Source organism: Streptomyces sp. NRRL B-24572, from assembly GCF_002156145.1.
Lineage (GTDB): Bacteria > Actinomycetota > Actinomycetes > Streptomycetales > Streptomycetaceae > Streptomyces > Streptomyces vietnamensis.
This window is the reverse complement of record NZ_MWIG01000509.1, coordinates 1-18,409: the sequence shown is the minus strand read 5'-3', so window position 1 is coordinate 18,409 and position 18,409 is coordinate 1. Positions and strand designations below refer to the sequence as shown.

Sequence of the window (18,409 nt, the reverse complement as noted above, 5' to 3'; positions counted from 1 at the left end):
CGTCGTCGCGGTCGGCGGCGGCGGGCTGTTCACCGGCGTCGCCACCGCCGCCCGGCACCACGGCATCCGTACCGTCGCCGTCGAACCCGAGAACTGCCGCGCCCTCGACGCCGCGGTACGGGCCGGACACCCCGTCGACGTGACGGTCGACTCCGTAGCCGCCGACTCCCTCGGCGCACGCCGCGCCTCCGCCCTGGCGGTGAGCGCAGCCCAGCAGGAGGGCGTCCACTCCGTCCTCGTCGCGGACACCGACATCGTCCGCGCCCGCCGAGCCCTCTGGGACGACCGCCGCCTCGCCGTCGAACACGCCGCCGCCACCGCCCTCGCGGCCCTCACCGCCCCGACCGGGGACCGACCCGGCGGGACCGGCTACCGCCCGGCGCCGGGCGAGAAGGTCTGCGTCGTCCTCTGCGGCGCCAACACCGACCCCACGGACCTCACACAGCCGCCGACGACAGCCGGTTCGCCCCGCTGAGCCCGGGCTCGCTCGGACCGCGCGGCGGCAGGGGGCGGCTGAAGACGAGATCGGTGGTCGTGCTGCCGAACTCCGCGAGGGCGTCCACGACCTCCTCCAGGTGCGCCATCGACGTGGCGGCGACCTTGAGGACGTAGCAGTCGTCCCCCGTCGTGCGGAGACACTCCAGGATCTCCCGGCGCTCGCCGAGCAGCCGGCGCAGCGGCTCGTGCCGGGTCCCCGGGTACTTGAGCCGGACGACCGCGAGGATCGCGTACCCGATCCGCTCCAGATCCACCTCCGCCCGGTAGCCCGTGATCACCCCGGCCTCCTCCAGGCGCCGCACCCGCTCCTTCGTCGCCGAGGCGCTCAGGTTCACCCGCCGTGCCAGCTCCGTGTACGCGATCCGGCCGTCCCGCTGAACCTCCGTCAGGATCGCCCAGTCCGTCGCATCAAGACTCTCGGTCATCCGATCAGATTACCGGCGAATCCACGGCCGAACGGCCCCTGAACAGGCGGGAATCACTTCTGCTCACCCCGCGCGCCTGGCTAGCCTCTGCCGCGTGAAGATCGGAGTCGACATCCTCAACTTCGGCCCCGGCGCCGACCCCGGAATGCTGCGCAGCCGGGCCCGGACCGTGGAGGGCCTCGGGTACGACCTGCTGATGGTCTCGGACTACATCGCCATCACCCCCGACGTGGCCGAGCGCTACCCGGCACCCTTCTACGAGCCGTTCACCACCCTGTCGTGGCTGGCCGGCGTCACCAGCCGCATCGGCCTCGGCACGACGGTCCTCATCGCCCCCCACCGGCACCCGCTGCTCACCGCCCGCATGGCGGCCAACCCCGACGCCCTGAGCGGCGGCCGGCTCGTCCTCGGCGTGGGGGTGGGCTGGGCACGGCAGGAGTTCGCCGCCTTCGGGCTCCCCTTCGCACACCGGGGACGTCTCACCGACGAACACCTCCAGGCCCTGCGCGAGGCCTGGGCCGACACCGCCGCCCACGGAGACCGCCGGATTCCGGTCTGGATCGGCGGCCACAGCGACGCGGGACTGCGCCGCGCCGTACGGTTCGGGGACGCCTGGCACCCCCTGCGCCGCACACTGCCGCAGCTGCGCGAAGGCGCCGCGAGGCTGAAGGAGTACGCGGACGAGCAGCGGCTTCCCGCACCCGCCCTGGCCCCTCGCATCGCCCTCAGGCTCACCGCGGCACCGGTCGGCGGACCGGACCGCCTCGCGGGGGAGGGGACGATCGACCAGATCATGGACGACCTCGACCGGCTGCGGCTGACGGGCGCCGAGGCCGTCGTCCTCGACCCGTACGGCGGCGACCCCCACGAGACCACGCACCCGCAGGCGGCCTGGCAGGCACTCGCCACCGTGGCCGCGCACCCCTCCCCGCACCGCGCCCGAACGGAGCCGTCATGACGACAGCCGACGACCACACCCTCCTCCGACGCGCCATCGCCCTCGCCGCCACGGCGCGGGAGTCCGGCAACCCGCCGTTCGGTTCGCTCCTCGCGGCACCGGACGGGACGGTCCTGGCGGAGGAACACAACACCACGCTCACCGACCGGGACGTCACCGCCCACCCCGAACTCAAGCTCGCCCGGTGGGCGGCCCGGGAACTGGACCCGGCGACGGCGGCCGAGACCACGATGTACACCAGCTGCCAGCCCTGCGGCATGTGCGAAGCGGTCATCCGGCAGGCGGGCCTGCGCCGCGTCGTGTACGCCCTCTCCAACGAACAGCTCCTCGGCATCCGCCCCGGGAGCGGTCGCCCGCCCGTGCCGCAGGACGGCCCCGCGCTGTCCGACGAGGTACGGGCCGTGGTCGAGCCGTACTACCGCTGACCGAATGCGTCAGGATGGGGGCATGACCGAGATCCTCACCCCCCGACTCCTGCTCCGCCGCTGGATCGACGACGACCTCGTCCCCATGGCGGAGATCAACGCCGACCCCGAGGTCATGCGGTGGATCGGCGACGGCTCGGTCCGTGACCCGGAGCAGACCGCGGAGGCCATCGAGCGGTACGAGGAGGAGTGGGACGAGGAGGGCTTCGGGATCTTCGCCGTCGAGCTCCTCGGCTCCGGCGAGCTGATCGGCTTCGCCGGTCTCTCCGTGCCGGAGTTCCTGCCGGAGGTGCTCCCCGACGTGGAGATCGGCTGGCGCCTGGGCCGGCAGTTCTGGGGCCAGGGGTACGCCTCCGAGGCCGCCCACGCGGTCCTGGAGTTCGCCCTCCAGGACCGCGGGCTCGACCGGGTCGTCGCCATCACCCACACCGGCAACCGGGCCTCCGAGAACGTCATGCGCAAGCTCGGCATGGTGCCGGAGCGGGAGACGAGCCACCCGGTCTTCGGGCTTCCCCTGCGCGTCTACGCCATCGACCTCACCGAGTACCAGGCGTGATCACCGGGCCTTCGCCGACGACGCCTCCGGCAGGGCCGACCGGGCGCCGGGACCCGGCGGTGAGGGGCCTTCCGGACCGCCGCTGACCAGCGCGGACACAGGGCCGCGTACCCTCGTGGACGTGTCTGCTTCACGTCTCCACCGCGTCGCCGTCCTCGTCCTCGAAGGCGCCAAACCCCTCGACGTCGGTATCCCCGCGCAGGTGTTCACGACCCGGGCGAGCATGCCGTACGAGGTACGGGTCTGCGGCGCCGAACCCGGGGTCGTGGCCGGTGGCGACGGCCTGGCGTACCAGGTCGCCCACGGCCTGGAAGCACTCGCGTGGGCCGACATCGTCTTCGTCCCCGGCTACCGGCACCCCGACCGCGAGGACCCGCCCCGAGCCGTCGTCGACGCGCTGATCGCCGCCCACGCCCGCGGGGCGCGGCTCGCCGCCATCTCGACGGGCGCCTTCGCCCTCGCCGCGACCGGCCTCCTCGACGGCAAACGCGCCACGACGCACTGGCACTACGCGCGGGCGCTCGCGGCCAAGCGCCCGCTGATCCACGTCGACGAGAACGTCCTCTTCGTCGACGAGGGCAGCATGCTCACGTCCGCCGGCGCCGCCTCCGGCATCGACCTGTGCCTCCACATCCTGCGCAGGGACCTCGGCATCGCCGCCTCGAACCACGCGGCCCGGCGCCTCGTCGCCGCCCCGTACCGCAGCGGCGGCCAGGCGCAGTACGTACCGCGCAGCGTGCCGGAGCCGCTCGGCGAGCGGTTCGCCGCCACCCGCGAATGGGCGCTGCACCGGCTCGGCGAGCCCCTCACCCTGGAGATACTCGCCCGGAACGCGGCGGTGTCGCCGCGCACCTTCTCGCGTCGGTTCGTCGAGGACACCGGGTACACGCCGATGCAGTGGGTCATGCGCGCCCGCATCGACATGGCCCGTGAACTGCTCGAACGCTCCGAGCGGGGCGTCGAGCAGATCGCCGCCGACGTCGGCCTGGGAACCGGGGCGAATCTGCGCCTGCACTTCCAGCACATCCTGGGCACCACACCGAGCGAGTACCGGCGCACGTTCACACAGGGGGAGTAAACCGGGCATATCGGAGCCGTGGCGGGATCATGGCGCGATACTTGCGGACCGTGGCGATCACGCCGCTGGTCGAGGTCGATCTTCCGCGCGAACCTGGGTGGCGAATCAGAAGGTCGGAAGGGACACCACTCATGACTCGCATCGCCATCAATGGTTTCGGCCGCATCGGACGCAACGTGCTCCGCGCGCTCCTCGAGCGCGACACCGACCTCGAGGTCGTCGCCGTCAACGACCTGACGGAGCCCACGGCCCTTGCACGGCTCCTCGCCTTCGACTCGACCTCGGGCCGCCTGGGCCGCCCGGTCACCGTCGACGGGGACACCCTCGTCGTCGACGGCCGCCGCATCAAGGTGCTCGCCGAGCGCGAGCCGGCCGACCTGCCGTGGGCCGAGCTCGGCGTGGACATCGTCCTCGAGTCGACCGGCCGCTTCACCTCGGCCAAGGCCGCCCGCGCGCACCTCGACGCCGGTGCGAAGAAGGTCCTCGTCAGCGCGCCCGCCGACGGTGCCGACGTCACCCTCGCGTACGGCGTGAACACCGACGCGTACGACGCCGAGCTGCACACGATCGTCTCGAACGCCTCCTGCACGACCAACGCCCTCGCGCCCCTCGCGAAGGTCCTCGACGACCTCGCAGGCATCGAGCACGGCTTCATGACGACCGTTCACGCCTACACGCAGGAGCAGAACCTGCAGGACGGCCCGCACCGCGACCCGCGCCGCGCCCGCGCCGCCGGCGTCAACATCGTGCCGACCTCCACGGGCGCCGCGAAGGCCATCGGCCTCGTGCTGCCGAACCTGGACGGCAAGCTGTCCGGCGACTCGATCCGCGTGCCCGTCCCGGTGGGCTCGATCGTCGAGCTCAACACGACCGTCGCCCGCGACGTGACCCTCGAGGACGTCCTGTCGGCCTACCGCACCGCCGCCGAGGGCCCGCTGGCCGGCGTCCTCGAGTACTCGGAGGACCCGCTGGTCTCCGCCGACATCGTGGGCAACCCGCACTCGTCGATCTTCGACTCGGCCCTCACCCGCGTCGAGGGACGCCACGTCAAGGTCGTCGCCTGGTACGACAACGAGTGGGGCTTCTCGAACCGCGTGATCGACACCCTCCAGCTCCTCGCCGCGAACTGACGACGAGCCGAACGGCCGACTCCCGCCGGGTAGCGGGAACAGGCACCCTCACACGCCGACTCCGACCGCACGGGAGTCGGCGTGTGACGTGTTTCCGGACGGGAATCGTCCGGCCGGGCAGGGATCGTATGTCCGCTCCCCTCACCCGACGATGTCGAGCAGCAACTTCGCGGCCACTGTCGCCCCGTCGGGGCGGACCGTGCCCGCCACCGCGGTCGCGCGAGCGAGGGTCTCGGGCGCGAGGGCCGTCTCCAGCGCGACCGACAGGGACTCGACGCTCGGGCGCGGGCCCTCGTGCGCGACACCGATGCCCAGGTCGGACACACGGCCCGCCCAGTACGGCTGATCGGCACCCTGCGGTACGACGACCTGGGGCGCGCCCGCCCGCGTGGCGGCCGTCGTGGTGCCCCCGCTGCCGTGGTGCACGACGGCGGCCACCCGGCGGAACAGCGCCTGGTGGTTGACCTCGCCGACGACGAAGCAGTCGTCGCGGTCGTCGACGAGGCCGAGATCGGCCCAGCCCCGGGCGAGGAGCGCGCGCCGGCCCCGCGCACGGACCGACTCGACGGCCACGCGGGCGATGTCCGGGGCGCCACCCATGGGCGTGCTGCCGAAGCCCACGTACACCGGCGGAGCACCGGCGTCCAGGAACTCCACCAGCTCGGCGGGGAGCGGACGTTCGTCGGGGAGGATCCACGCACCGGTCTGCACGACGTCAAGACCCGTCGGCCGCCACGGGTCCAGGACGGGGTCCGAGGCCAGAAACGGCCGTTCGGTGAAGGCGTAGTCGCGGACACGGGAGACCGGCGGCAGGCCGGCCGCGGCCCGCTGGGCGTTGAGCATCTCCCCGAACATCTCGTCCGCGATCCGGGCGTCCAGGTCCCACAGCACCCGGTTGTCCGTCACCTCCTCCGGCAGCGGCCGGCCCCGCCGCGCGGGTGGCCGGCGGTACGGCGACGGCAGCACGACCGGCTGATGACTGGCGTGCACGTAACGGATGCCGAGCCTCTCGGCCACCGACCGCGCCCCGGCCGTGACCGGCAGCGGCCCGGTCGCCACCAGCACGTCGCCTCCCTCGGCCGCCGCGGCGACCGTCTCGAACTGCGCGGCCATCAAGTCGGCCACCCGCTGTGCCAGGCCCGCCGACCCCGGTGCCACCGTCGTCACCAGCGGACGCACCGGCCGCCCCGTCGGCACCACCGCCAGACCGGCTTCGGCGAGCCGCTCCGCGAACTCCTCGTCGGGCGGCGCGCACACCCGCACCTCCGCACCGACCTCCCGCAACGCCACCGCGAGCCCCGCCATCGGCTCGACGCTCCCGCGCGCCCCGTACGTCGACAACACCACACGCACCCTGCGACTCCTACGTCCACGACTCCCGGTCTGAGTAGGCGATTCTGCGTCACGACCGGGACCTTGCCGCAAGTCCCCCCCCGTGCGCTGTACGTGGAGAGGGGGAAGGTGACGAGTGCTCAGGAGACGTGCACTCGCCCCGTTTCCCTTTCGGGCCGGGGAGGGGCCCGCTACCGTGGGTGTATGGCACGGGAGATCCGGATCGAGATCAGCGACGAGGCGTACGAGGCGCTGGAGCGGGCCGCCGCCGAGAAGCGGGTGGATGCCGAGGCGTACGCGAGCAAGGTCCTCGACGCCGACCTGACGCGGACGCGGTTCCTGGAAGGGGCCCGTCAGTTCGTCGCCGATCACGGGCAGGTCTTCGCCGACCGGTTCGGCGGGCCCGCCGGTCGCGGCGCCGACGCCGCCTGAACCGGGCCTCCCGCACATGATCCTGCAGATCGACCTCTCCTTCCTGCTCGACATCGCCCAGCAGGAGATCCCCGGCGACCCGGAGATCTCCGACTGGGGATCGCTCGAAGCGGCCCGTGCCCGCCATGCCTTCCGCGTGATGGACACCCCGGTCTACGACCAGCCCCACCACCGGGCCGCCGCGCTCCTGGAGCAGCTGGTCCGTGTTCCGGCCCTGGAGCACTCCAACGAGCTGTACGGAATGACCGTGGCCGCCGCCTACCTCCACGCCTCCGGGCACCCGATCCGGGTCACCGCCAAGGAGGCCGTCGACCTCGTCGACGAAGTCGTCGCAGGCCGCGCCGACGTACGCCGCATCGCGGACGTCCTGCGGGAGTGGACGCGCTGATCCGGCGCCGGACGGGCGTTGTCAGTGCCCTGCGACAAGATGTTCGACATGACGACAACGCCCGCCGTAGAGGCGCACTTCAGCCTGTCCAGCCGTGCCGCGTACGAGGCCGCGATCGAACGTCTGCGTGACGCGTCCCGCACGTACTTCGGCGCGGGCTACAGCGTCATGGACGACGCTACGTACGACCGGCTGCGGCTCGCCGTGAAGGCCTGGGAGGCGGAGCACCCCGAGGACGTCGCTCCGGACTCGCCGGCCGATCAGGTCGCCGACGGAGCCGCTCCCGCCGGCGACGTCGAGCACACGACGCGGCTGCTCAGTCTCGACAACGTCTTCGCCCCCGAGGAGCTCGTCGCCTGGGGCGCCTCGCTCCAGCGGCGCCTGGGACACGAGCCGGCGGGAGGGTTCACCGTCGAGCCGAAGATGGACGGCGCGGCCGTCGCCGCCCGCTACCGCGACGGGCGCCTCGTGCAGATCATCACCCGCGGCGACGGTTCGAAGGGCGAGGACGTCAGCCATGTCATCGGGACGATCACGGGCCTCCCCGAGCAGCTGGCCGTGCCCGCCACCTTCGAGGCGCGCGGCGAAGTCCTCTTCACCCAGGAGCAGTTCGAGGCCGCGAACGAGATACGGATCGCCCATGGCGGCGACGTCTTCGCCAATCCGCGCAACGGAGCCGCCGGCACGCTGCGGGCGAAGGACCGGCCCTACCGGTTGGCGATGACGTTCTGGGCGTACGGCGCGGTCGAGTCGGACGGCGTGGCGTTCCTGCCCGCCGGGGGCGGTCACGCCGAGACACTGGCCGCGGTGGCGGAAGCGGGCGTGCAGACCACGGCGGCCACCCCGGCCGGACTGCACGTCGTCGCCACCCTCGCCGAGGCGCAGGAGCGGGTCGACGCGATCGCCGCGATGCGCGCGGCCCTGCCGTTCGGCATCGACGGCGTCGTCATCAAGGCCGACAGCGCCACCGAGCAGGCGACGGCGGGCTTCGGCAGCCGCTTCCCGTACTGGGCGATCGCCTACAAGCTGCCGGCCGTCGAGCGCCAGACCGTCCTCGAGGACGTGTTCTGGGAAGTGGGCCGTACGGGTGTGCTCGCCCCGACCGCGGTGCTCGCCGCCGTGGAGCTCGACGGTTCCACCGTCACCCGCGCGACCCTGCACAATCCCGCCGACATCCTCCGGCGGGACCTCCACATCGGCGACACCGTGACCGTCCACAAGGCCGGCGACATCATCCCGCGCGTCCAGGCCGCCGTCGTCGAGCTCCGCCCGCAGGGTGCCGTGCCCGTACCCCTGCCCGAGGAGTGCCCGAACTGCGGCGGGGAGATCGACAAGAGCCAGGAGCGGTGGCGCTGCGCGAAGGGCACCGCCTGCGCGCTCGCCCCGCTGATCGAGTACGTCGCCGGGCGCGACATCCTCGACATCGACGGCCTCGGCCGGAAGTACGTCGACGCGCTGATCGCCGCCGGGGTCGTCGGTGACGTCGCCGACCTGTTCACCCTCACCGAGGAGCAGCTCACCGCTGCCTCCGGCAGCGCCAAGCGGGGCGCGAAACTGGCCGAGCAGATCCGGCTCGCCAAGTCCCGTCCCCTCAGCCGTGTCTTCTGCGCGCTCGGCGTGCCGGGCACCGGCCGCAGCATGTCCCGGCGCCTCGCCGCGCACTTCGGCACGATGGAGGCCATCCGCGCGGCCGACGCCGAAGCCCTGCAGGAGGTCGAGGGCATAGGCCCGGAGAAGGCGCCGGTCATCGTCGAGCAGGTCTCCGTGCTCGCCCCCGTGATCGACAAGCTGATCGCGGCGGGCGTCGGCATGACCGAGCCGCGGCCGGAGAAGGCCGAGGACGCGGTCGACGGCCCGCTGATCGGGAAGACCGTCGTCGTGACGGGGAAGATGACCGGTCCGCTGGACGGCTGGGGGCGCTCCGAGATGGGCGCGCTCATCGAGAAGGCCGGCGGGCGCGTGGGCAGCGGCGTCAACTCCAGGACCACGTACCTGGTCGCGGCGCCGTCCGCGAACGGCAAGCCGAGCTCGAAGGCCGTCAAGGCCCAGGAACTGGGCGTCGAGGTCCTCAGCCCGGAGGACTTCGCCACGCTGGTGGCCGTGTATCTGAGCTGAGGGCGCTTCAGCCGCCGCCCGCCCTCGGGCGCGGGACGGACACGGTCCGCGGGAGCCGTGGCGGGCCGCTGAAGCGGACCGGAACGCCCGGTGAGTACAGCACGCTCACGGGCTCCCCGAGGGGGCGGCGGAGGCCGGCCGCGGTGAGGAGGGACTCGTCGCAGCTGACGAGGCGGGCGCGGTGCAGCGGCCAGCGGGGGTGGGTGTTCGGGAGGTAGAGGGGGCGCCCGCGGAAGGAGCTGTGCATGCCCCAGCGGGCGGTCAGGAAGTGTTCGAGCGCGGTGGGCTCCTCGACCCGCTCGCCGATGTCCACGCTGATCGCGCTGTGCGCCCCGCGCGGCCCCGGCCACCGCCGCCTGCTGGTGTACGTGACGGTGGGGCCGTCGGTCCGGACGGTCATCTTCGACCACACGTAGGGGATGCGGAACGCCCACCGCCCGACGGTCACGGGAAGGAGGCGGGACGCGTCGAGCGAGCGGAACACGACACCGCGGCGCCCGTGTCCGTCCACGGAGTACAGGCGCACGTTGGTCTCCGGGAAGCTCCCGAGGTAGGGGAGCCCGGGAAGCCGGAACCAGCCGACGCGGTGCATCCGGAAGGCGACGAGGCCGACGTAGGTGACCCCGTCGAGGGTGTCGGGCACGGTCCCGGCCGGAAGGAGCGGGGCCACCTCGGCCGGGTCCGCGGGCCAGTGCAGGAACGCCAGGTCGAGCCAGGACTGGGTGAGCAGGGTGCGGTCCGTGCGGTGCGGCGGGTCGGCCGATATGGGCTCGGGCTCCGGGGCGGGCGGGGTCAGCGGCATCGTGCCAGTATCCAGGTTTCGCGTCCCCGCCTGCCGGAGGGCGGGGGCTCAGACAGGCGTCCCGTCGTGGTCGCTGCTCACGCCCCGTCCGCCTGCGCCGCGCCGGAGGCCTCGGCCGCGATGCGGTCGAACTGCGCGCCCATCGCCTCGGACAGGGCCTGTGCGGCGGAGAGCGGCCGGACCATGACCATGAAGTCGTCGATGAGGCCCTGCTCGTTCAGGTGGAGGAAGTCGCAGCCGGTGATCGCACGGTCGCCGACCCGGGCCTCGAAGACGAGGGCGTGGTCGCGACCGTCCTCGCCGTTGATCTCCCGGACGTAGCGGAAGTCGGTGAGGACCCGGGAGACCCCGCGCAGGATGGCCGCGGTGATCGCCTTGCCGGGGTAGGGCTTGAAGGCCACGGGGCTGGTGAAGACGACGTCCTCGGCGAGCAGCGCCTCGATGGCCGCGTGGTCGTTCGCCTCGACGGCCTGACGGAAGGACTTCATATACATCTCCGCAGCTAGTCAACTAAGTGAGTAAGTGGGGAGGAGGCTAGCGACGTGGGGCGGCCCTGTCCAGGCCCGGAAAGCCCCGCCCCGGCGAGCTCCGGGGCGGGGTGGCGCGAGGGCCTCGTCGACCCGGTCCGCACGGAGGCGGTCAGGCCAGCTTCCTGAGCAGCTCCGCGGCGAGCGGGGCGGAGGAGGACGGGTTCTGACCGGTGACCAGGTTGCCGTCGACGACGACGTGCGGCGCCCACGGCTCGCCGACCTGGACGTCCACGCCGGCCTCGACGAGCCGGGTCTCGAGGAGCCACTTCGCCCGGTCGGCGAGACCGGCCTGGGTCTCCTCGGCGTTGGTGAAGGCGGCGACCTTGCGGCCGGCGAAGGCGTTCGCGCCGTCGGCGTTCGTGGCGGCGAGGAGCGCGGCCGGGCCGTGGCAGACGACGCCCAGCGGCTTGCCCGAGTCCAGGGCGTCGACCAGCAGCCTGCCGGAGGTCGCGTTCACGGCGAGGTCCTCCATGGGGCCGTGGCCACCGGGGTAGAAGACGGCGTCGTAATCGGCCAGACGGGCGTTCTCCAGCTTGATCGGGTTCTTGATCTCGCCGATGGACGCGAGCGTCGCGGCGACCTTGTCGGCGCCCTCCTGGCCGCCGTTGGCCTCAGGTGTGAGGCTGCCCGCGTCGACGGTCGGGACGACACCGCCCGGGGTGGCGACGACGACCTCGTGCCCGGCGGCCTTGAACGCCTCGTACGGTGCGACGGCCTCCTCGGCCCAGAAACCGGTCGGGTGCTTGGTGCCGTCGGCCAGCGTCCAGTGGTCGGCACCGGTCATCACGAAAAGGATCTTCGACATGGAGGAGCTCCAGGGGTGGCGGACCCGGTCGGGGCCCGGAGACGGGAATGCGCACACCGACACTCTGGCCCGAGTGACGTTCCGCGGCGAGATCGTCAGTGCGACGACGTCCTCGACACTAGGTCGGCGACCCATAGGTTTCCAATGAAGAAACCAATGCCTCCCATAGGGAGCTCAATGAGTGGACGGGGAACACGGGTGGCGCGGTTCGGCGACCGGTACGTCGATCACCGGGCTGTCGTCCTGTTCCGCGTCGACGGTCAGCCGTACGTCGTTCCCGGGGCGCTCGGCGAGCGGCGAGGGGTGGTGACCGAAGGAGGCCCAGCCGTCGCCGTCGAGGACCGCGAACCAGTCGCGCCGTTCCTCCAGGCCCTTGCAGCAGCCGGGGAGCAGGGTGACACCGGTCCTGGTGTCGGCGATGCGCATCACCGCCGTACCGACCTCGGCGGCGTCGAGCGCGCCGCTGAGGGGCAGGAAACCGTACGGCACGGATGCCGAGACCGGCCAGAGGGCGAGCCGGCGGGGGCGCGGACCTCCAGGACGGGCTGCAGAACGATCATCTGCGGAGTGTGCGGTACGGCGTGTCCGTACCGCGTCCCGATATCCGTGCGCAGGAGCCGGCGCCGCGAGCACGGCGGCGCCGACTCCTCGTCAGCCGCGGACCGCCGTCATGTGCGTGCCTCGTCGGCGGGGTCGTGGAGGGTGATCGCCCGTACGGGGCAGGCGCGGGCCGCCTCGCGGACCAGCGTTCCGGTGCCGTCCTCCCGGCCCGGGACGACCGTTCCGAAGCCGTCGTCGTCCTGGGTGAAGACGTCCGGGGAGGTCAGCGCGCACTGCCCCGCGCCGATGCAGACGTTCCCGTCGATCGAGATCCGCATCCGTACCGCTCCTTTCACCAAGTGACGGGGAGTTCGAGCATCCCCTGGATCGTGTCGCCCGGTTTGAACGGGACCTCCTCGGCGGGCACGGCCAGCCGGAGCCCCGGCAGCCGGCGCAGGAGCGTCCCGAGCGCGATCTCCAGCTCCGCGCGGGCGAGGTTCTGCCCGAGGCACTGGTGGATGCCGAAACCGAACGCCACGTGGTGGCGGGCGGACCGGGCCCAGTCGAGGGTGTCCGGATCGCTGTAGGCGGACGCGTCCCGGTTGATGACCGAGGTCGAGAAGACCACGCCCTCGCCCGCACGGATCACCGTCCCGGCGACATCGATGTCCTCGCGCGCCACGCGGAGCAGCCCGTCGGCGATCGACAGGAACCGCAGCAGCTCCTCGACGGCGGTGGGCACGAGCCCGGGATCCGCCCGCAGCTGGGCCAGCCGCTCCGGGTGGCGCAACAGGGTGTACGTACCCAGGGAGATCATGTTCGCCGTGGTCTCGTGCCCGGCCACCAGCAGGATCGTGGCGAGCTGCACCAGCTCCTCGCGTTCGGGACCGCCGTCCCCGGACCCGCGTGCCACCAGGTCGTCGAGGACGCCGTCGCCGGGCTTCAGCCGCTTGCGGTCGATCAGGCCGCCGAGGTAGCCCTCCAGCTGCGCGAGCGCGTCCTCGGTGTCCGCGGCCGTCGGGCCGCGCAGCAGCCGTCGCGACTGCTCCTCGAAGAAGTCGTGGTCCTCGTACGGAACCCCGAGCAGGTCACAGATGACGATCGAGGGCACCGGCAGCGCGAATGCGCTCACCAGCTCGGCCGGTGGTCCCTGCGCCTCCACCGCGTCGAGGAGCCGGTCCACGGTCTCCTGGATGCGGGGCCGCAGGGTCTCGGCACGCTTGAGGGTGAAGCTGGGGATCAGCAGCCGGCGCTGGGCGTTGTGCTCGGGGTCGTCCCAGCCGAGCAGCGCCGCGCGTCGGCGGCTGCGCACGGCCATGGCACGTTCCGTCGGCATCGGAAAGCCGTCACGGGTGGAGTCGGTGGACAGCCGCTGGTCCGCGAGGAGCGTGCGGGCGGCCGCATGGCCGGTGACGAACCACACCGGCCTCCCGTCCCACAGGGTGACCCGCGACAGCGGGCGCTCCTCCTCGGTCCGGGGGTAGGCGGTGGGCGGGTGGTAGGGGCAGGTTCGGTCCTGGGGGAACGCCACGGTTTTCGTCACGGCTTTCGTCACGGGGGCCTCGCTGGGTGCGAATCGGTGGCAGGGACGGTGGTGCCGTCTCCACTACATGCCTCAGGCACCTATCTGGTCTACGCACAGTTCGGCCATTCCACCGGAACGGGCGCGGCCCGAACGGCGGTGGGGGCCGGCCCGCCCCGCGAGGTCCCTCCGCAAGGACCCTCGGGGCCCCGAAAGGACCTCCGCGAGGACCCCTGCAAGGACCCCCGAAAAGACCCCCGCAAGGACGGGCCCCGCCGGTGTCACGGCGGTGGCGACAGGGGGACGACGGCCGTCAGGACCGTCCCCTCGCCGGGCGCCGACTCGACGGTGAGGGTGCCGCCGAGTTGCCGGACACGCGCGCGCATGGCGGGCAGCCCGTGACCGCGTACGCCGCCCGGCCTCTCGACCGGGTCGAAGCCGCGGCCGTCGTCGGCGACGTCCAGGACGACCTGGTCGTCCAGATGGCTGAGGGTCAGGGTCGCGGTGCCGGCGTCGGCGTGCTCGCGGATGTTGGCCAGCGCGCCCTGGGCGATCCGCAGCAGCGCCGCCTGTACGCGGTCGGGGAGGGCGGCGGCGGGCGTGCCGTCCTGGTGGAAGCGGACCCGGAGGGCGTCGGAGGACTCCCGCTCGGCGAGGGTGCGCAGCGCGTCGTCGAGTCCGCCGCCCCCGGCGAGGTCGGCGGGCGCGAGGTCGTGGACGAAGCGGCGGGCCTCGGCGAGGTTCCGCTCGACGACGGACCCGGCGGTACGGACGTGGCGGCGGGCGGCGGCCGGGTCGGTGTCCCAGAGCCGGTCGGCGGCCTGCAGCAGCATCTGCTGGCTGGACAGGCCCTGCGCGAGGGTGTCGTGGATCTCCATGGACAGGCGTTGCCGTTCGGCGAGGGCGCCCTCGCGGCGCTCGGTCGCGGCCAGCTCCCGGCGGGTGCGGACGAGGTCGACGATGACGGTCCGCAGCCGGTCGGCCTGGCGCTGGGAGTAGATGAAGACGGCGGTGGCGACGGCGGCGACGGCGGGCGGCGCGAACATCAGGTTCGGGTCGAAGCCGAAGCGCAGCCGCAGCTTCACCTGCGCGCCCACGACGAACACGGTGAGCAGGGCGACGAGGATGATCGCGGACCGGGTACGCAGGGACCGCAGGCCCGTGTAGAAGAGCGGCACCGCGCACCAGCCGAAGCTCGGTGCCAGGGCCACGAGGGTGAGCCAGGCCCCGATGACGGCCGCCAGCCACAGTCCGTGGGCCGTGGTGGGGGTGGTGCGGCGCCCGTCGGCCCTGCCGCCGCGCCCGTCGGCCTGGCGGGGGCCGAGGACCGGACCGAGCACGTAGAGCAGCGCCAGCACGACGGCGAGGGCGATCACCCAGGGGGTGCCCGGGGCGTCGGGGTGGACGATCAGGTACCGGGTGAGCGAGGAGCACAGCAGGACGAAGAACGCCACGTGCATCACGGTCGCGAGCCAACCGGCGTCCGGGTCGGGCGCCTCCGCGTCGATCGGCGACCGCCTGTCCATCCGCACCGTCCGTTCCTCGCCGCCGATCGTTCTCCCGAGCCCAGGCTAGCCGGACGAGTCCGTTCCGCATCGTCCGGTCGGTTGACCCCCGTGTCCTCCGCCGGGTGCGCCGGCCGGAGCCTGCAGGCCGATCGGAGAGGGCCGTGACCGGCACCAGGATGGATGTCGAAGCGGGAACGGCACAGCTCCCCGAGCCCCCGAGGGGGCCGATGCCCGAGGAACTGACGATCGAGGCCGCCACCAAGGCCGCGCAGGCGACCCTCGACGCCGCCGAGAAGGAGGACCAGCGGGTGTCCGTCGCGGTCGTCGACCGCAACGGCAACACCATCGTCGTGGTCAAGGGCGGTCCGCGTACGGCATGTTCTCCTCGGTAGGCTGTGCTCTCGTGATACGTGCCTGGATCCTGCCGACGCTGATGGTCATCAGCGGCTCGCTCGTCGCGATCGGACCGATCACCGGGGGCAGCCCCGGCCAAGGCGCAGCGCTCCTCCTGGTGTTCCTGCTGCTCGCGGTGGTGAACTCGCCGCTGATCTTCCCGAGGTCGACCGGCGTGGTGGAGGCGCAACGCCGCAGCGCGGTCGACGGCCGGCCGATCGTCTACTGGCGGCCGGGGTGCAAGTTCTGCGTGAGGCTGCGCATCCGGCTGGGCCGCCGCGCCCGCCAGGCGCACTGGGTGAACATCTGGCGCGACCCGGACGGAGCGGCGGTCGTGCGGGCGGCGAACGACGGCAACGAGACCGTGCCGACGGTCGTCGTGGCGGGCCGGCCGTTCACCAACCCCGATCCCGCGTGGGTGCGCGAGCGGCTCTCGCCTCCCGCCTGACGGGTCAGCTCGCTCCGTCCTCCGTCCACGGGCGGAGCTTCTCCGGGTTGCGGACCGCCCAGATGCGGGTGATGCGGCCGTCGGCGAGGTCGAACGCCGCCACGGTCGCGGTGACACCGGCGTTCTGCGCCACGAGGCCGGGCCGACCGTTGACCGTCCGCTCCAGGAGGGTGAGCCCGGGGGCCTTGTCGGCGATGTGGACGAGGTACTGGGCGATGAGCCTGCTGCCCTCGACCGGACGCAGCACGGCGCCGACCAGGCCGCCGCCGTCGGCAGTCATCGTGGCCCCGGGGTCGAGCAGGTCGACCAGGGCCTTGATGTCCTTGGCCTCCCACGCCTCCTTGAAGTCCCGTACCAGAGCGGCCTGTCCGGCCATCGGCGCGGCCGGAGACCGGGAGGAGCCGATGCGGCGACGGGCCGAGGACGCCAGCTGCCGGCAGGCCGCGGGGGACCGGCCGACGATCTCGGCGACCTCGGCGAAGGGGTACCGGAAGACGTCGTGCAGGATGAACGCCACGCGTTCGGCCGGCGTCATCGACTCCAGCACGACGAGGAACGCCATGTTCACCGACTCGTCCAGGGTGACCCGGTCGGCGGGGTCGACGGTCTCGGACCGGTCGCCGTCCGTGTGCGCAACGGCCCACTCCGAGCGGTCGGGCAGCGGTTCGGGTATCCACGGCCCGACGTAGCGCTCGCGCCGGACCCGCGCCGAGCCGAGCATGTCCAGGCAGACCCGGCCGGCCACCGTCGTCAGCCAGGCCCCGGGCGAGTCGACGGCCCCCCGCTGCCGGGGCGACATCGCGTACCAGCGGGCGTACGTCTCCTGCACGGCGTCCTCGGCCTCGGACAGCGAACCGAGCAGCCGGTAGCCGAGGTTGATCAGCCGGCGCCGCTCACCGACGACCACGCTCAGGTCCGGCTCGGACAGGACGTGCCCCGGCTCGGTGGTGGGGGTGCTCATGATCGCGACTGCTCCCTGGTTCGTCTCGTGCGATGACGCTCTCGGCCCTGCGTCCGCTCGACGAAGCACCCCGTCGGAAGGGGAGGTCGGCCCGGCCTCACATTTCACGGCCCTGCGTCGTCGAACAGACGAGACACTATCGAGCCACCGCCGCGAGGCAGAAGAAAAGGACCACGTCATGGCCACCACCGCACAGACCACGGCAGTTCGGGGCGCCGGCAGCAGCACCTTCCTGCAGGTCTCGATCGCCCTGCAGACCCTCACCCTCTTCTTCCAGGCGACCACCGCCGGACTATTGCTGGCCTCGCCCCACACCGAGGTGCTGCACAGCGTCGGCGCGCGCGTGACGTACGGCGCGACCATGCTGTACGTGCTGGCAGCGGTCCTGGCCTGGAAGCCGGGCGGTGGCTCGCCCCGCCCGGTCCTCTACTCGACCGGCTTCCTCGTCCTCTCCTCGATGCAGGTGGTGCTGGGGATCGCGCACAAGCCGGCCCTCCATGTCCCCCTGGGGGTCCTGATGTTCGGCCTCAGCGTGCTGGCCCTCGGCCAGGTCCTCACCGCCCGGTGGAAGGAACGCTCCGGCACGGGACGGCGGTAGCCACCGCCGGGCGGCCTCCCCGGCCGTCGGCGCGCTCGCCGGGCCGTTCTACTGTGATCCACATGTCCGTTCCCGTTCGTGCCCTCGCCCACCGGCCGTTGACGACCGAGGCCGTCGCCGAGCTCGTGGCGTTGCCGGCCGTGCCCCCCGTCCCGGACGACGTCGACGCCGTCGAAGCGGAAGTGCGACGCCGGGGCTGGGCCTGGGAGGACGCGCTCGTCTGCGAGTCCTTCCGCACCGCGCACGGCCACGTGCTCTGTACGGATGTGGTCAGCCCGTTCGGATGCCCCGAGGCCCGGACCTTCCTGGTCTTCGGGGAGGTGTACCCCGTCGACCCGCACGACGGGGACATGGCCAACGCCTCGTGGCTGTACGGCCTCGTGGACCGCTGGCAGGAGCAGCCCGGCTGGAGCGGCAGCAGGCCGAGCACCGTCGACGCGTGCGAGGCCGTCCTCGCGCGGGCCGCACGGGCGGTGACCGACCACCTCGGCACACCGCCCGAGCGGACGGTCCTGTCCGCCGAAAGCCTCGTCACCGGGCCGCCCCTGACGCACCGGATCTGGCGCACCGCCACGCACGCCCTGGTGCTCGGACCGGCGGCCGACAACGGCCCGTACGGCTACCTCACCCACCTGCAGCTGTCCTGCACGCCTCGACTCCGGTCCCGGACTTCCGCCCGCCGAGGACGAGGACGGCCTGGCCTCATGGATCGCCGCGCACATCGACTGGTGACCCGGAGGTCCGCGTGGCTCAGCGTGGCTCCACGGCCGGCCACGCGCGCGGGTAGGGCACACGCAGCGACTCGGCCGCCACGGGGGTGTGGTCGGCCGCTGCGTGCAGCCGCCCGTCTCGCAGGACGATGCCGCCGCCGGCGAGCATGGACGTCACCAGTTCGGTGGCCAGCGCCTCGAGGGTGAGACGCAGGAGGCGCGCGGCGTCGGCCACCCACGCGCGCGCGTGGAGGT

21 protein-coding genes and 2 pseudogenes are annotated in these 18,409 nt (G+C 72.8%); 12 read left to right on the top strand and 11 right to left on the bottom strand.

Annotation, left to right across the window (positions count from 1 at the left end; translation table 11 throughout):
* The coding region (locus CCN56_RS28275) for a pyridoxal-phosphate dependent enzyme (protein WP_143664646.1) at positions 1–475 on the top strand (475 nt) is incomplete at its 5' end.
* Here CCN56_RS28275 and CCN56_RS28270 read toward each other — a convergent pair.
* Positions 438–923, bottom strand: a complete 486-nt coding sequence (locus CCN56_RS28270; RefSeq protein ID WP_086830822.1) for an Lrp/AsnC family transcriptional regulator — start codon at positions 921–923, stop codon at positions 438–440. The two genes, CCN56_RS28275 and CCN56_RS28270, sit on opposite strands and share 38 nt — an antisense overlap.
* Before the next feature lie 94 nt (positions 924–1,017).
* Here CCN56_RS28270 and CCN56_RS28265 point away from each other — a divergent pair, with 94 nt between their 5' ends.
* The 5 genes from CCN56_RS28265 (at position 1,018) to gap (ending at position 5,070) form a co-directional block, all read left to right on the top strand.
* A complete protein-coding gene (locus CCN56_RS28265) occupies positions 1,018–1,881 on the top strand; it encodes an LLM class flavin-dependent oxidoreductase (protein WP_086830820.1) in 864 nt (287 codons plus the stop codon).
* The gene (locus CCN56_RS28260) at positions 1,878–2,306 is read left to right on the top strand and encodes a nucleoside deaminase (protein ID WP_086830818.1); all 429 of its coding nucleotides are present in this window, start codon (positions 1,878–1,880) and stop codon (positions 2,304–2,306) included. Before CCN56_RS28265 ends, CCN56_RS28260 begins: the two co-directional genes overlap by 4 nt.
* Before the next feature lie 22 nt (positions 2,307–2,328).
* Positions 2,329–2,862, top strand: a complete 534-nt coding sequence (locus tag CCN56_RS28255) for a GNAT family N-acetyltransferase (RefSeq protein ID WP_086830816.1) — start codon at positions 2,329–2,331, stop codon at positions 2,860–2,862.
* Between the two features lie 121 nt (positions 2,863–2,983).
* On the top strand, positions 2,984–3,940 hold the full coding sequence (locus tag CCN56_RS28250; RefSeq protein ID WP_086830826.1) for a GlxA family transcriptional regulator: 957 nt from the start codon (positions 2,984–2,986) through the stop codon (positions 3,938–3,940).
* A 131-nt stretch (positions 3,941–4,071) separates the two neighbouring features.
* Positions 4,072–5,070, top strand: coding sequence for a type I glyceraldehyde-3-phosphate dehydrogenase (gene gap, locus CCN56_RS28245; protein WP_086830814.1), 999 nt, complete (start codon positions 4,072–4,074; stop codon positions 5,068–5,070).
* Between the two features lie 141 nt (positions 5,071–5,211).
* Here the strand turns inward: gap and CCN56_RS28240 are convergent, their stop codons facing one another.
* Entirely contained in the window at positions 5,212–6,417 is a 1,206-nt protein-coding gene (locus CCN56_RS28240) for a glycosyltransferase (protein ID WP_256962197.1), read from the bottom strand.
* 189 nt (positions 6,418–6,606) lie between these two features.
* On the opposite strand from CCN56_RS28240, the gene CCN56_RS28235 reads away from it, so the two are divergent.
* Genes CCN56_RS28235 through ligA form a run of 3 tightly spaced genes read left to right on the top strand, consistent with a single transcriptional unit; the run spans position 6,607 to position 9,337 of the window.
* Positions 6,607–6,834 carry a hypothetical protein gene (locus CCN56_RS28235; protein ID WP_086830810.1) on the top strand — a complete coding sequence of 76 codons (228 nt, stop codon included), beginning with the start codon at positions 6,607–6,609 and terminating at the stop codon, positions 6,832–6,834.
* Between the two features lie 16 nt (positions 6,835–6,850).
* Entirely contained in the window at positions 6,851–7,222 is a 372-nt protein-coding gene (locus tag CCN56_RS28230) for a fic family toxin-antitoxin system, toxin component (protein ID WP_086830808.1), read from the top strand.
* Between the two features lie 48 nt (positions 7,223–7,270).
* Entirely contained in the window at positions 7,271–9,337 is a 2,067-nt protein-coding gene (gene ligA, locus CCN56_RS28225; protein ID WP_086830824.1) for an NAD-dependent DNA ligase LigA, read from the top strand.
* Positions 9,338–9,344: 7 nt separating this feature from the next.
* On the opposite strand, the gene CCN56_RS28220 is transcribed toward ligA, so the two are convergent.
* The 7 genes from CCN56_RS28220 to CCN56_RS28190 form a co-directional block, all read right to left on the bottom strand.
* Positions 9,345–10,139: a YqjF family protein gene (locus CCN56_RS28220; RefSeq protein ID WP_086830807.1), complete on the bottom strand. Its 795-nt coding sequence runs from the start codon at positions 10,137–10,139 to the stop codon at positions 9,345–9,347.
* A 77-nt stretch (positions 10,140–10,216) separates the two neighbouring features.
* The gene (locus tag CCN56_RS28215) at positions 10,217–10,627 is read right to left on the bottom strand and encodes a nuclear transport factor 2 family protein (RefSeq protein ID WP_086830805.1); all 411 of its coding nucleotides are present in this window, start codon (positions 10,625–10,627) and stop codon (positions 10,217–10,219) included.
* Between the two features lie 151 nt (positions 10,628–10,778).
* On the bottom strand, positions 10,779–11,474 hold the full coding sequence (locus CCN56_RS28210) for a type 1 glutamine amidotransferase domain-containing protein (RefSeq protein WP_086830803.1): 696 nt from the start codon (positions 11,472–11,474) through the stop codon (positions 10,779–10,781).
* Between the two features lie 174 nt (positions 11,475–11,648).
* Complete coding sequence (locus CCN56_RS28205; RefSeq protein WP_179200011.1) at positions 11,649–11,963, bottom strand: hypothetical protein; 315 nt, start codon at positions 11,961–11,963, stop codon at positions 11,649–11,651.
* Positions 11,964–12,142: 179 nt separating this feature from the next.
* Positions 12,143–12,352: a ferredoxin gene (locus CCN56_RS28200; RefSeq protein WP_086830801.1), complete on the bottom strand. Its 210-nt coding sequence runs from the start codon at positions 12,350–12,352 to the stop codon at positions 12,143–12,145.
* A gap of 14 nt (positions 12,353–12,366) precedes the next feature.
* The gene (locus tag CCN56_RS28195; protein ID WP_086830799.1) at positions 12,367–13,569 is read right to left on the bottom strand and encodes a cytochrome P450; all 1,203 of its coding nucleotides are present in this window, start codon (positions 13,567–13,569) and stop codon (positions 12,367–12,369) included.
* A gap of 248 nt (positions 13,570–13,817) precedes the next feature.
* A complete protein-coding gene (locus CCN56_RS28190; protein WP_086830797.1) occupies positions 13,818–15,062 on the bottom strand; it encodes a sensor histidine kinase in 1,245 nt (414 codons plus the stop codon).
* Positions 15,063–15,130: 68 nt separating this feature from the next.
* Here CCN56_RS28190 and CCN56_RS45950 point away from each other — a divergent pair.
* Together CCN56_RS45950 and CCN56_RS28180 are read left to right on the top strand one after the other, a co-directional pair.
* Positions 15,131–15,418 (top strand): annotated as a pseudogene (locus tag CCN56_RS45950) (heme-binding protein); the annotation flags it as partial.
* Positions 15,419–15,447: 29 nt separating this feature from the next.
* Positions 15,448–15,885, top strand: a complete 438-nt coding sequence (locus CCN56_RS28180; protein ID WP_086830795.1) for a glutaredoxin domain-containing protein — start codon at positions 15,448–15,450, stop codon at positions 15,883–15,885.
* 4 nt (positions 15,886–15,889) lie between these two features.
* On the opposite strand, the gene sigJ is transcribed toward CCN56_RS28180, so the two are convergent.
* Positions 15,890–16,846, bottom strand: coding sequence for an RNA polymerase sigma factor SigJ (gene sigJ, locus CCN56_RS28175; RefSeq protein WP_086830793.1), 957 nt, complete (start codon positions 16,844–16,846; stop codon positions 15,890–15,892).
* 178 nt (positions 16,847–17,024) lie between these two features.
* Here sigJ and CCN56_RS28170 point away from each other — a divergent pair, with 178 nt between their 5' ends.
* On the top strand, positions 17,025–17,444 hold the full coding sequence (locus CCN56_RS28170) for a hypothetical protein (protein ID WP_086830791.1): 420 nt from the start codon (positions 17,025–17,027) through the stop codon (positions 17,442–17,444).
* Positions 17,445–18,194: 750 nt separating this feature from the next.
* Here CCN56_RS28170 and CCN56_RS28160 read toward each other — a convergent pair.
* A pseudogene (locus CCN56_RS28160) lies at positions 18,195–18,409 on the bottom strand (MBL fold metallo-hydrolase); the annotation flags it as partial.